Raw genomic sequence first — 12,111 nt, forward strand, 5'->3', positions numbered from 1 at the left:
AACGCCCGGTCTCATTCCGAACCCGGAAGCTAAGCCTTTCAGCGCCGATGGTACTGCCCGGGGGACCGGGTGGGAGAGTAGGACGCCGCCGGACATCTTTTCCCGAAACGGGGTCACAGCAACTGCTGTGACCCCGTTTCGTGCGTCCACCCCGGGTGGGGACGGATCAGGGCACGGCGCGGCGGAGCCCCGCGAACGAGATGCCCGCGAGCAGCAGCGCGAGCGCGGCCGGAAGGCCCGCGGCGAGGGTGCCGATCGACTGGCCGACCAGCCAGCTAGAGCGAGGTCACCCCGCCGGTGGCCGCGTTCGCGTCCTGCGCCGCGACGTCGACCAGGCCCCAGATGGCCACGTTGATGGCGAAGGAGATGCTCACCACCATCCAGGGGACGCCCAGGATCACCAGGGGGTGCGCCAGGTGCACGCGGGCACCGCCGAGGACGCGGTTCATCGGACGACCCCTTCCAGATCGGCGGCGGGCGTGGTGGACGTGGTGGCTGCGCCGCGGGCGTTCCGGCCGAGGGCCACCACCAGCTGCTGGATGCACGCGGGTTCGACCGTCAACCCGAGATCGGTGGCCACCCGGGAATCGGCGGCGGAGCTGGCCCGCACCACCGCGCGGCTCTGCCCGGCCATCGACTCCAGGTGCAGCACGCGGTGCACGCTGCCGAACGTGGCGCCCTGCCGGGCCGGCCCGGTGACGGTCAGCGCGGTCGCCCGCAGCGACTCCGCGTCGGCGTCCAGCAGCACCCGCCCACGGTCGATCAGCAGCACGTGCTCCAGCAGGTCGCTGATCTCCTCGATCAGGTGCGGGGAGAGCACGACCGTTCGCGGGTGCTCGGCGTAGTCGGCCAGCAGTCGGTCGTAGAAGAGCTGGCGGGCCACGGCGTCCAGGCCGAGGTAGGGCTTGGCGAACAGCGTCACCGGCGCACGAGAGGCCAGTCCCAGCACGATCCCGACCGCCGACGTCATGCCGCGCGACAGCTTCTTGATCGGCCCCTTGGATGGCAGGTCGAAGTCGGCGAGCAGCGTGGCCGCCAGGTCGCCGTCCCATCCCGGGTACAGGCAGGCGGCAGCGGAGACGGCGTCGCCCACCCGGAAGTGGTCGGGGTAGCGCTGGCTCTCCTTGATGAAGCAGATCCGGCTCAGGACGTCGTCGTCCTCGTAGGGCGAGCGGCCGAAGACCGCCACCCGGCCCGAGGTGGGCGCGCGGTGCCCGGTGAGCAGCTGCATCAGGGTGGTCTTGCCGGCGCCGTTGCGGCCGAGCAGGCCGGTGATGGTGTCCGCCTCGATGGCGGTGATCTCGGCGACGGAGATGCCGACCTTCGCCGCCTCGGCCAGCAGGGGGGTCACGAACTGCTCGGCGAAGTCGCTGCGCCGCCGCTTGAGCAGCCTGGCCCTCCTCGGGGAGGGAGCCGTCGACGATCGCGTCCTCGAGCTGGGTGGCGACCTGCCGGAAGATGGGGCCGCCGTCCTCGTTCACGCCGACCCGGTTCCCATGGCGCGAGCCCCCCGGCTCATGGGTTCGTTACTCGGTCGGCAAGCCCCTGCGCCGTCCCGCTGCCCTCCCCGCCGGTTAACGTCTCTGCCTCAGGGGCGTCGTCGCGCCCCGCGGGGCGCAGGAGGTGGCCGGTGGGCGGGTCGTTGGTCGTCCGGGCCCGGCGGGTCGTCCTCCCCGACGGTGAGCGCCCCGCCGCGGTGCACGTGGCCGGTGGCCGGATCGGCGCGGTCACCGGCTACGCCGACGCCGGAAGTGCGCCGGTCACGCTCGCCGACGACGAGGTGCTGCTCCCCGGCCTGGTCGACAGCCACGTGCACGTCAACGAGCCCGGTCGCACCGAGTGGGAGGGGTTCGACTCCGCCACCCGGGCCGCGGCCGCCGGTGGGGTCACCACGATCGTCGACATGCCGCTGAACTCGGTCCCGCCGACGGTCGATCTGGCGGCGTTGCACGTGAAACGCCAGGCCGCTGCCGGGCAGGTGCGGGTGGACGTCGCCTTCTGGGGCGGCGCGGTACCGGGCAACGCCGGCCAGCTGCCGGGCCTGCTCGACGCCGGCGCGGTCGGGGTCAAGTGCTTCCTGCTCGACTCCGGAGTGCCGGAGTTCCCCCCGCTGGACGACCAGCAGCTGCGCACCGCGCTCACCGCGCTGGCCGCCGTCGACGGGTTGCTGATCGCGCACTGCGAGGACGGCGACGTCATCGCTGCGTCACCCGACCCCCGCGGCGCCAGCTACCCGGCGTTTCTCGCCAGCCGGCCGGGCGCGGCGGAGGAGACGGCGATCGGCCGGCTCGTCGCGGCCGCCCGGAACACCGGCGCCCGGGTGCACGTCGTCCACCTGGCCGGCGCCGGCGCGCTGCCGCTGCTGCGCGCCGCCCGGGCTGAGGGGGTCCGGATCACCGTCGAGACCTGCCCGCACTACCTGACGTTCAGCGCCGAGGAGGTCCCCGACGGCGACACCTCGTTCAAGTGCTGCCCGCCGATCCGGGAGGCGGTGCACCGCGAGGCGCTGTGGGCCGCGCTCGCCGCCGGCGACATCGACCTGGTCGTCAGCGACCACTCGCCGTGCACCCCGGAGCTCAAGGGGCTCGAGGTCGGCGACTTCGGGCTGGCCTGGGGCGGCATCGCCGGGCTCCAGCTCGCGCTCCCGGCGGTGTGGACCGGCGCCCGGGCCCGCGGGCTGGGGCTGGCCGACGTCGTCCGGTGGATGTCGGCGGCCCCGGCTCGGCTCGCCGGGCTGCCGACGAAGGGGGGCATCGCGGTGGGTCGGGACGCCGACCTGGTCGCGTTCGCCCCCGACGAGCGCCGGCCGGTGGGCCGCCTGCACCACCGCAGCCCGATCACGCCGTACGCCGGCCGGGAGCTCGACGGCGTCGTCCGCCGGACGTGGCTGCGCGGGCAGGTGGTGGAGCCGGACGGCGTCCCGCTCGGCCGGTTGCTGGACCGGGGTGCCGGCGGCCGGCCCGTGCCACAGTGACCCCGCCCGACCGCTCGCCGTCTGGAGACCGATGACCGACCCGCTGCAGCTGCCCGATCTGGCCGGAAGAGCCCTCGGCGGGGCCGTGGTCGCCGCCAACGACGAGTTCTTCGCTGCCAAGGAGAACCTCGTCCTCCCGCACCCGGCGATCGCCCGCAGCGAGTTCGGGCACCGGGGCAAGGAGTACGACGGCTGGGAGACCCGCCGCCGGCGCAGCCCGGGGCACGACTGGGCGGTGGTCCGGCTCGGTGCCCCCGGGATCGTGGCGGCCGTCGTCGTCGACACCGCGTTCTTCACCGGCAACTACCCGCCGCAGGCGTCGGTCGAGGGCGCCGCGGTGGAGGGCCACCCCTCGGTCGACGAGCTCACCCGGGCGACCTGGGAACCGCTGCTGCCGCTGAGCGACCTGGCCGGCGACACCGCCAACGTCTTCCCGGTCGTCACCGACCGCCGGGTCACCCACGTGCGGCTGGCCATCCACCCGGACGGCGGGGTGGCCCGGCTGCGGGTGCACGGCACCGTCGTCCCCGACCCCCGGCTCGTCGACGCCGGACCGTTCGACCTGGCCGCGCTGGAGAACGGTGGCCGGATCACCGCGGTCAGCGACGCCTTCTACGGCAGCCCGCACCAGCTGGTCGGCCGCGGACTGGCCCGGTCGATGGGCGAGGGCTGGGAGAACGCCCGCCGCCGTGGCCCGGGCAACGACTGGGTGGACCTGGCCCTCGCCTGCGAGGGCGGCGTGACCCTGGCGGAGCTGGACACCTCCTGGTTCCTGGGCAACGCCCCGGGTGCCGCCGCGCTCACCGGTCGCACGGCCGACGGCGAGGAGGTGGCGCTGCTGCCCCGCACCCGGCTGCAGCCCGACACCCGGCACCGCTTCGTGCTCGACGGCGCCATCGGTGTCGACCGGGTCCGGCTGGACGTCTTCCCCGACGGCGGGATGGCCCGGCTGCGACTGTGGGGCCGCCCGACGGCGCGCGGGCGTGAGCAGCTGGGACGGCGCTGGTTCGACACGCTGCCTGACGTCCAGGCGCTGGAGGTGCTGGGTTCGCTCGGCACGGAGCCGGCCGTCGCGGGCCGGCTGGTCGGCGGCCGCCCGCTGCCCGCCGCGCTCCCGGCCGGGCTGCCGGACGCGGTGCTGCGCCTGCTGGCGGGGCCCGCTGCCTGACGGCCGTGTGACCGCCGGAACGCGACGGTCGGCTGGATGCCGGACGGAGCGCGCGGGACGTCATGCCGCTGCCGGACCTGCAGCAGCCGGCCACCCGCCCGGTGAGCTGGCTCAGGGCACCGGCTCGGCCAGCACCACCACGTTGTCGCGGTAACTGCGCAGCTCCTCGTCGAAGGGGCCACCGCAGGTCAGCAGCACCAGCCGGCGCGGCCCGGAGCGGGTGAAGAGCTCCGCGGTCGGCAGCTGCTGCTTGTGCAGGGTCTCCCTGGCGACCACCCGCCAGCGGGAGACCGTGCCGGCCTCGTCGAGCACCCGGACCTCGGCGCCCACCTCCGCGGTGCGCAGGGCAGCCATCGCACCGAGCCCCTGCGTCCGGCTGTCGACGTGGCCGGCCAGGACGACGGAACCGGCGCCGTCCCCGGGGGCCGGCCCGTGCTCGTACCAGCCCACCCGGTCGACGTCGGCCGGGATCCGCATCGCGCCGGTCCCCGACACCCCCACCGGATCGACGGGCGCGTCGACCCCGATCGACGGCACCACCAGGCGGGCCGGGGCCGGGACTTCCGGAACCGGCGGCGCCATCGCCGACCGGAGGGTCACCTCCGGGACCCAGTCCGCCGGTGCGCGGGGCGCGGGGGCACCCGGCGGCGCAGCAGCCAGCACCTCGGCGACCGCCGGCCCCGCGGCGTCCGCGGGCCGGCCGACCGCCCACGCCGCCGGCGCCCCCAGCCCACCGACGAGGCCCAGGACCAGCACGACGTGGGCACCCCGCAGCCTCGCCACCGGAACCCCGGATCAGGCCCGGGTGGTCACGAGCCGGCGGCCGGCGGCGGCCGCAGCGACCAGGCCGACCAGGGAGACCGCGACCAGTGGCAGCGGCAGCCCGTCGTCGTCGACCAGGCCGGCCGTGCCGGTGGGCACGCTGCTGGGAGCCGAGGCCGTGTTCGTGCTGGTCTGGGTGGCCAGCTGGTAGCCGGACTCCTCGTCGCCGTACGCGTAGACGGTGGTCACCACGCCCTCGGCCAGCTCCAGGTCGACCGGGTCCACGACCCCCGTGTCCTCCCCGGCGAGGACCACGTCCGCACTGACCACGCCCGGGTCGACGAGCAGCATCTCCTCGTCCGGGTTCGCCAGGTCCTCCACCAGCGGGGTGCCGTCGGCTCGCACGTCGACGGCGGGCGCGGCGGCCACGTGGCGCACCACCAGGCGCGCCTGCCCGGCCGGCACGACCGAGACGTCGTTCACGAAGGGCACCAGCGCCGGGCTGCCGTCCTCGGCCAGGAACGCGGTGACGGTGGCGTCCAGCCCGGGGGTGAGGGCCACGTCGGCCAACTCGGCCGTGGGCTCGGCGGTCGCCGGGTCCGCGTCGACCGGGAAGATCTCCAGGTCGTACTCGCCCGCAGGCAGCTCGAGCGGGTCGGTGAGCGTTCCCGGCGCGAAGTCCGCGATGAGCTCCTCGCCGTTGGCGTAGACGTCCACCGGGACGTCGGGGATGGCGTGCAGGACGGTCACCGTGGCGGGGTCGGTGGCGTCGGTGGCTACGTCGTCGCCCGGGGCGGCGAGGGCGGGGGCCCCTGCTCCGAGGACCAGGGCGCCGGCGGTACCGGTCACCAGAGTGATCGTGCGGGTCCTGCGCATGGCGGGTCCTTCCTCAGGGGCGACGGTCACCACCTCCGGTGCCCACCCGTCACCGCGGGACCCATGACAGTTGTGTTGCGGAGAGGAGCGCCCGGATCACGGTCAGGTGCCGGTGAGGTGCTCGGGTCGGACCGGGACGCGCGCCAGCGGCAGGCCGGTCGCGGCCCGGATCGCGGCGAGCACCGCGGGGCCGGAGGAGATGTTCGGCGCCTCCCCGACCCCGCGCAGGCCGTAGGGGGCGTGCGGGTCGGCGTACTCGAGCACCTCGATGCGCATCGGCGGCATGTCCAGGATGGTCGGGATCAGGTAGTCCGTGAACGACGGGTTCCGCACCGTGCCGTCCTTGATCAGGATCTCCTCCATGACGGCCAGCCCGAGGCCCTGCGCGGTGCCGCCCTGGATCTGGCCGATCACCGCCTGCGGGTTGATCGCCTTGCCGACGTCCTGGGTGCAGGCCATCTCGACGACCTTCACCAGCCCCAGCTCGGTGTCGACGTCGACCACCGCACGGTGCGCGGAGAAGGCGTACTGCACGTGCGCGAAGCCCTGGCCGGTCTCCGGGTCGATCGCCTCGGTGGGGCGGTGCCGCCACTCCAGGGTCTCCTCCAGCACGTCATCGCCCAGCAGGTCGGCCAGCGGGACGGTGATGTCCTCGCTGTCGGACACCACGGCACCGCCGGCCAGCCGCAGGTCGGGCACGGTGCGGCCGACCAGCCGCTGCGCGCGGGCCAGCACCTGCTCGCGCACCGCCTCGCAGGCGGCCTTGACCGCGCCGCCGGTGACGTAGGTCTGCCGGGACGCCGAGGTCGAGCCGGCCGACCCCACGGTGGTGTCCTTCGGGTGCACGACGACGCGCTCGACCCCGAGCTCGGTGCGGGCGATCTGCTGTTCCACGGTGACCAGGCCCTGGCCGACCTCCGCCGCCGCGGTGTGCACCGTCGCGGTCGGCTCACCACCGACGACCTCCAGGCGCACCCGGGCGGTCGAGTAGTCGTCGTAGCCCTCGGAGAAGCCGACGTTCTTGTAGGCGACCGCGTACCCGACGCCGCGCCGGACGCCCTCGCCGTGGGTGGTGTTGGAGACCCCGCCGGGCATGTCCCGCAGGTCGACCTCGCCGCCGTCGTCCCGCGTGGGCAGCGGCATGGCCGCCAGCCGGCGCAGCAGCTCGGCCACCGGTGCCGGGCTGTCCACGACCTGGCCGGTGGGCGTCGTCGAGCCCTGCTCCATCGCGTTGCGGCAGCGCAGCTCCACCGGGTCCATGCCCAGCTCGGCGGCGAGGGCGTCCATCTGCGACTCGTAGCCGAACGCGGTCTGCACCGACCCGAAGCCGCGCATGGCGCCGCACGGCGGGTTGTTGGTGTACGCCCCGTAGCAGTCGACGTGCACGCTGGGGACGACGTAGGGGCCGATCCCCATCGTCCCGCCGTTGCCCACCACGGCCGGGGTGCTGGAGGCGTAGGCGCCGCCGTCGAAGTAGATCTCGGCCTTGACGTAGACCAGCTGACCGTCCCGGGTGGCGCCGTGCTCGTACCGCATGGTCGCCGGGTGCCGGTGCACGTGGCCGAAGAAGGACTCCTCGCGGTTGTAGGACATCTTCACCGGCCGGCCGGTGCGCAGGGCCAGCAGGCAGGCGTGCACGTGCATGGACAGGTCCTCGCGGCCGCCGAAGGCCCCGCCCACGCCGGCCAGCGTCAGCCGCACCTGCCCGGGCGGCAGGCCCAGCGCCGAGCAGATCTGCCGCTGGTCCACGTGCAGCCACTGGGTCGCGACGTGGAGCTCCACGCCGCCGTCCTCGGCGGGCACGGCCAGACCGGATTCCGGGCCCAGGAAGGCCTGATCCTGCATACCGACCTCGTACTCGCCCACCACCACGACGTCGGCGGCCGGCGCCGGGTCGCCCTTCCGGATCTTCAGGTGCCGGACCAGGTTGCCCTGCGGGTGCAGGTGGGCGTTCTCCCGGCTGAGCTCGGTGACCTCGGGGGCGGAGTCGTGCACCTGGTTGCCCGTGCGGTGCCCCAGCGCGGTGCGCGCGTCGGTGACCGGCTCCCACACCTCGTAGTCGACCCGGATCCGGGTGGCGGCCAGCCGGGCGGTCTCCGGGTGGTCGGCGGCGACCAGCGCCACCGGCTCGCCCTGGTAGCGGACGACGTCCAGCGCGAGCACCGGCTGGTCGGCCAGCTCGAGGCCGTAGACCTTCTCGCCCGGGACGTCGTCCGCGGTGAGCACGGCGCGGACGCCGGGAGTGGCCAGCGCGGCGCTGGTGTCGACCGAGCGGATCCGCGCGTAGGGGTGCGGGCTGCGCAGCGTGGCCCCCCAGAGCATGTCCGCCATCCACAGGTCGCTGCCGTAGGCGAACTCGCCGCGGACCTTGAGGACGCCGTCGGGGCGCTCGGCGTCGTCGCCGACCCCGCCGCTGCCCGGGCCGGTCAGGTGCTCGGGCGCCCCGGCCGGTACCCGGGTCGGGGCGCTCACCGGTGCGCTCCCGGCTCCGACATGCGCTCGGCGGCCAGCCGGACGGCGTCCAGGATCTTCTCGTAGCCGGTGCACCGGCACAGGTTCCCGGCCAGCGCCTCCCGGATCTCCGGGTCGCTGGGCCGCCCGCTCCGGGTGAGCAGGTCGTGGGTGGCCACCAGCAGGCCAGGGGTGCAGAAGCCGCACTGGACGGCGCCGGCGTCGAGGAACGCCTGCTGCACCGGGGAGAGCGCCGCGGCGCCGGCCAGGCCCTCGACGGTGCCGACCTGCCGGCCCTCGGCCTGGCCGGCGGCGACCAGGCACGCGCAGACCGGCAGCCCGTCCAGGTAGACCGTGCACGAGCCGCACTCGCCCTGCTCGCAGGCGTTCTTGGACCCGGGCAGCCCCATCCGCTCGCGCAGGACGTACAGCAGGCTCTCCCCCTCCCAGACGTCGTCCACCTGCTGGGAGGCGCCGTTCACGGTGCAGGTCAGCCGCACGTCAGATCTCCTTCGCCGGGTCGTTGCGGTAGTCGGCCCAGGCCCAGGTCAGGGCGCGGCGGGCGATCACGGACAGCGCGTGGACGCGGTAGCGGGCCGTGCCGCGGACGTCGTCGATGGGGGCGGCCGCGGCGGCGACCAGCTCGCCGAAGCGGGCGGCCGTGGCCTCGGGCAGCTCGGCGCGGGACTCCCACAGCCCGGCGCTGGTGAGCTCGCCGGCCAGGAACTCCTCGGCGGCCGGCGCGCGCCGCGGGGTGGGCGCGGCCGAGCCGATGCCGGTGCCGACCGCGCGGCGGTCGGGGTGCAGGGCCAGGCCGAAGGCGGCCACGGAGACTACCATCGCGTTGCGGGTGCCGATCTTGCTGAACTGCTGCGGGCCGCTCGGCGGGACGACGGAGACGGCGGCGATCAGCTCGTCGGGGGCCAGCGCGGTGCGCTTGACCCCGGTGTAGAAGTCGCGCACCGGCATCCGCCGGGTACCCCGCACCGACGCCACTTCCACCTCGGCGTCCGCGGCCAGCAGGGCGGGGTGCGCGTCGCCGGCCGGTGAGGCGGTGGCCAGGTTGCCGGCGACGGTGCCGCGGTTGCGGATCTGCGGGGAGCCGATCGTGCGGGCGGCCATCGCCAGGCCGGGCAGCCGGTCGCCGAGCTCGCCGATCACCCGGGCGTAGCTGACCCCTGCGCCCAGCCGGACCGCGCCGTCCTCGGTGCCCCACTCCTGCAGGCCGGCGACCCGGGTGAGGTCGAGGAGCGACGCGGGGCGGAGGCGGCCGAAATTGATGCCCACCATGACGTCGGTGCCCCCCGCGATCGCCACGGCGCCGGGGAAGGCCGCCCGCGCCTCCAGCGCTTCCGCCCACGTCGTGGGTCGCAGGAAGTCCATGTCGCTCCTCGTCGGTGCTCAGTGGATGACGGCGTGCTCCGCGTCACTGAAGTGCTTCAGGGCGAACCGGCTCGAGGAGCCCACGTGCTCGCGCATCAGCTGCTCGGCCCGGTCCGCGTCCTGGTCGCGCAGCGCGTCGAGGATGGCGCGGTGCTCGGTGAGCACGGCCTCGGCCCGGTCGGCGGGATAGGCGTAGTTGGAGCGATAGCTCACCGTGAAGGCCAGGACCTGGCCCATGATCGTCTGCAGCAGCCGGCTGCCGGTCGCCTCGCTGATGACGGAGTGGAACGCGAGGTCGGCGAGCGCCTGATCCGGGGCCGACCCCGAGGCGCTGATCCGCTCGAGCTTCGCGTGCGCGTCCTCGAGCGCGTCGAGGTCCTGCCGGCTGCGCGTCTGGGCGGCCTCGCGCGCGGCGTAGGACTCCAGCACGCCGCGCAGCGAGTAGATCTGCACGATGTCGTGCGACGTGATGGTCCGGACGGTGGCACCGCGGTTCGGGGTGAGCTCCACCAGCCCCTCGCTCTGCAGGGTGAACAGCGCCTCCCGGACCGGGGTGCGGCTGACCCCCAGCTGCTCGGCGAGCAGCCGTTCGGGCAGCGGCGCGCCCGGCTTCAGCTGCCCGGAGAAGATCTCCGTGCGCAGGATGCGGGCCACTCCTTCACTCGTCCGTTGGGACATGGGGACGAGGCCACGTCCCAGGGGCTGCATGGTGTGCTCCGTCCTTGGCAGGGCGGGCGGCTGCCGACCGCATCGCCTGCATCGCATGGCGTGCAGCGGAGGATACGGCTGCGCGGGTCCGTGGCGCCCCGGACGGACGGCGAACAGGGGCGCGCCCGGCAGCGGGCGCGCCCCCGTCGGGCGGGACGAGCAGGTCAGACCGGCTCGATGTCCGGAGCCGCCGCCGGCGTCGAGGCCGCAGCGGCGCCCGGGCGGGAGCCCCCGAGATCGTCCCCGAAGTTGGACACCCCCCACTGAGTGACGTCCATGCCGACGAGTTCGGCCTCCGCCGAGACGCGCAGACCGCCGAACCTCTCGAAGACCAGGCACATCAGCAGCGCCGGTACGCCGACGACCAGCACGGTGGCGACGACGCCGGCCAGCTGCCACCACGGCGTGATCTCGGCGACCCCGACGGCGTAGTCGCCCTCCAGGCCGATGTAGCCACCCGTGGGGGTGCCCCACTCCAGGAAGCCGCAGAGCAGGGCGCCCAGGATGCCGGGGCCCAGGGCGAGGGGGACGACCTTGGGGTCGTCGATCCGCGCCCGGCGCATCAGGGCGGCGGTGCCGAGGGCGACGAACGGGCCGACCGCGCCCACCAGCAGGCAGACCCAGGCGGTGCTGACGTCGAACATCGTCCCGCCCATGACCATCCCGGCGATGGGGCCCAGCAGTGCCCAGGTGGCCTCCCGGCGGACGTAGGCCAGGACGAGGCCCGTCGTGGCACCGCCGAGGACGGCGGCGAACAGGTTGATGATGACGATCCCGATGCCGCTCTCGGTGAACGAGATCCCGAAGAAGCCGACGTCGGCGACGATGAAGCCGCTGCCGATCGTGACGAACGGAAGCGCGAACAGGATCAGCAGCACGCCCACGCCCACCAGGCCGATGTTGTGCCCGACCGGCCGGGCGCTGCTGGCGTGCGGGCGGAAGGCGCCCAGGCGTGGGCCGACCCGCCAGGCGAGCACCAGGACGAACGTCCCGGCGGTGATGTACAGCGGGAAGATGCCGTCGAAGTCGTGGGTGCCGCGCAGGGTGAGCGGGGACAGCGAACCCCAGCAGAGGTAGCCGACCAGCGGGGACAGCACGGCGCCGATGACGAAGGACATCACGTAGAGCGGCAGGGGCTTGATCCGCTCGACGACGCCGGTGTGGATCAGGCCGATGGTCGCCATCGTGAAGGTCACGAAGAAGACCAGGAAGATCTGCAGGACGTCGGCTTCGGGCAGCGCCGCGGGGTCGATGTACCGCGAGGCGGTGGTGGTGAAGTTGCCGCCCAGCCACCAGTCCTTGACCGCCTGCCACAGCGGCGAGGGCACGCCGAAGGCCTGGTTGAACTGCCACTGCCAGATCGGGTAGCCGATCAGCAGGGTGCCGAGACCGCCGATCATGGCGGCGCCGATCTTCTGCACGACCGTGTCCAGGACGTTGCGCCGGCGGACCATGCCCATGTCCACGAGGACGAGGCCGATGAGCACCAGCAGGACGGCCACGGCGCCGAGCGTGTAGATGAACGTCGCCATGATCCAGTTGGTGGACGCCTGTTCGGGGAACTGTTCCATTGCGTCTCCTGTGCAGCGGAAAGGAGCCGACGGCGCGGAGGCGCGCAGGCGGCTGAGGTGGGTGGAGCCGACCGGCCGGACCGGCGTCGGACGGGCGGGGGGAGAGGGAGCCCCGATCCGCGGCAGTAGACGGCGCGGGATCGATTGAGGCGGGAACGTATACCGGTATGCCATCGCTCGACAAGAGCCTCGCTCGCAGGTCACGGGCCCGCCGGCGC

11 protein-coding genes and 1 rRNA gene are annotated in these 12,111 nt (G+C 74.3%); 3 read left to right on the forward strand and 9 right to left on the reverse strand.

Going from position 1 to position 12,111, the window contains the following annotated elements; genetic code table 11:
* Positions 1-94, forward strand: a 5S ribosomal RNA gene (gene rrf / locus ACYVG5_RS08420); the annotation flags it as partial.
* Positions 95-275: 181 nt separating this feature from the next.
* Here rrf and ACYVG5_RS08425 read toward each other — a convergent pair.
* Together ACYVG5_RS08425 and ACYVG5_RS08430 are read right to left on the reverse strand one after the other, a co-directional pair.
* Positions 276-449: a hypothetical protein gene (locus ACYVG5_RS08425; RefSeq protein WP_222049052.1), complete on the reverse strand. Its 174-nt coding sequence runs from the start codon at positions 447-449 to the stop codon at positions 276-278.
* Positions 446-1,351, reverse strand: coding sequence for an ATP-binding cassette domain-containing protein (locus tag ACYVG5_RS08430; RefSeq protein ID WP_222049051.1), 906 nt, complete (start codon positions 1,349-1,351; stop codon positions 446-448). The genes ACYVG5_RS08425 and ACYVG5_RS08430 overlap by 4 nt, the downstream gene beginning before the upstream one ends.
* 279 nt (positions 1,352-1,630) lie before the next feature.
* Between ACYVG5_RS08430 and allB the strand changes: the two genes are divergently transcribed.
* Both allB and alc read left to right on the forward strand, forming a co-directional pair.
* The gene (gene allB, locus ACYVG5_RS08435) at positions 1,631-2,974 is read left to right on the forward strand and encodes an allantoinase AllB (RefSeq protein ID WP_222049050.1); all 1,344 of its coding nucleotides are present in this window, start codon (positions 1,631-1,633) and stop codon (positions 2,972-2,974) included.
* A gap of 31 nt (positions 2,975-3,005) precedes the next feature.
* Complete coding sequence (alc, locus tag ACYVG5_RS08440) at positions 3,006-4,142, forward strand: allantoicase (RefSeq protein WP_222049049.1); 1,137 nt, start codon at positions 3,006-3,008, stop codon at positions 4,140-4,142.
* A 111-nt stretch (positions 4,143-4,253) separates the two neighbouring features.
* Here the strand turns inward: alc and ACYVG5_RS08445 are convergent, their stop codons facing one another.
* The 7 genes from ACYVG5_RS08445 to ACYVG5_RS08475 form a co-directional block, all read right to left on the reverse strand.
* The gene (locus ACYVG5_RS08445; RefSeq protein WP_460683095.1) at positions 4,254-4,925 is read right to left on the reverse strand and encodes a class F sortase; all 672 of its coding nucleotides are present in this window, start codon (positions 4,923-4,925) and stop codon (positions 4,254-4,256) included.
* Between the two features lie 12 nt (positions 4,926-4,937).
* Positions 4,938-5,780 (reverse strand): DUF4397 domain-containing protein, encoded by an 843-nt coding sequence (locus ACYVG5_RS08450; protein ID WP_222049048.1) that lies wholly within the window; start codon positions 5,778-5,780, stop codon positions 4,938-4,940.
* 102 nt (positions 5,781-5,882) lie between these two features.
* A complete protein-coding gene (gene pucD / locus ACYVG5_RS08455; protein WP_222049047.1) occupies positions 5,883-8,252 on the reverse strand; it encodes a xanthine dehydrogenase subunit D in 2,370 nt (789 codons plus the stop codon).
* Positions 8,249-8,731, reverse strand: coding sequence for a (2Fe-2S)-binding protein (locus ACYVG5_RS08460; RefSeq protein ID WP_222049046.1), 483 nt, complete (start codon positions 8,729-8,731; stop codon positions 8,249-8,251). The genes pucD and ACYVG5_RS08460 overlap by 4 nt, the downstream gene beginning before the upstream one ends.
* A 1-nt stretch (position 8,732) precedes the next feature.
* A complete protein-coding gene (locus tag ACYVG5_RS08465) occupies positions 8,733-9,614 on the reverse strand; it encodes an FAD binding domain-containing protein (protein WP_222049045.1) in 882 nt (293 codons plus the stop codon).
* Positions 9,615-9,632: 18 nt separating this feature from the next.
* Positions 9,633-10,268 (reverse strand): GntR family transcriptional regulator, encoded by a 636-nt coding sequence (locus tag ACYVG5_RS08470; protein ID WP_460683096.1) that lies wholly within the window; start codon positions 10,266-10,268, stop codon positions 9,633-9,635.
* A 218-nt stretch (positions 10,269-10,486) separates the two neighbouring features.
* Positions 10,487-11,893, reverse strand: a complete 1,407-nt coding sequence (locus ACYVG5_RS08475) for an ammonium transporter family protein (protein ID WP_222049043.1) — start codon at positions 11,891-11,893, stop codon at positions 10,487-10,489.
* Positions 11,894-12,111 lie beyond the last annotated feature (218 nt).

It is taken from the genome of Modestobacter lapidis (assembly GCF_054780755.1).

Bases quoted from the DNA above. Each gene is read 5' to 3' on its own strand.
- ACYVG5_RS08425 (WP_222049052.1), bottom strand. From the start codon at position 449: ATGAACCGCGTCCTCGGCGGTGCCCGCGTGCACCTGGCGCACCCCCTG.
- ACYVG5_RS08465 (WP_222049045.1), bottom strand. From the start codon at position 9,614: ATGGACTTCCTGCGACCCACGACGTGGGCGGAAGCGCTGGAGGCGCGG.
- alc (WP_222049049.1), top strand. From the start codon at position 3,006: ATGACCGACCCGCTGCAGCTGCCCGATCTGGCCGGAAGAGCCCTCGGC.
- ACYVG5_RS08475 (WP_222049043.1), bottom strand. From the start codon at position 11,893: ATGGAACAGTTCCCCGAACAGGCGTCCACCAACTGGATCATGGCGACG.
- ACYVG5_RS08450 (WP_222049048.1), bottom strand. From the start codon at position 5,780: ATGCGCAGGACCCGCACGATCACTCTGGTGACCGGTACCGCCGGCGCC.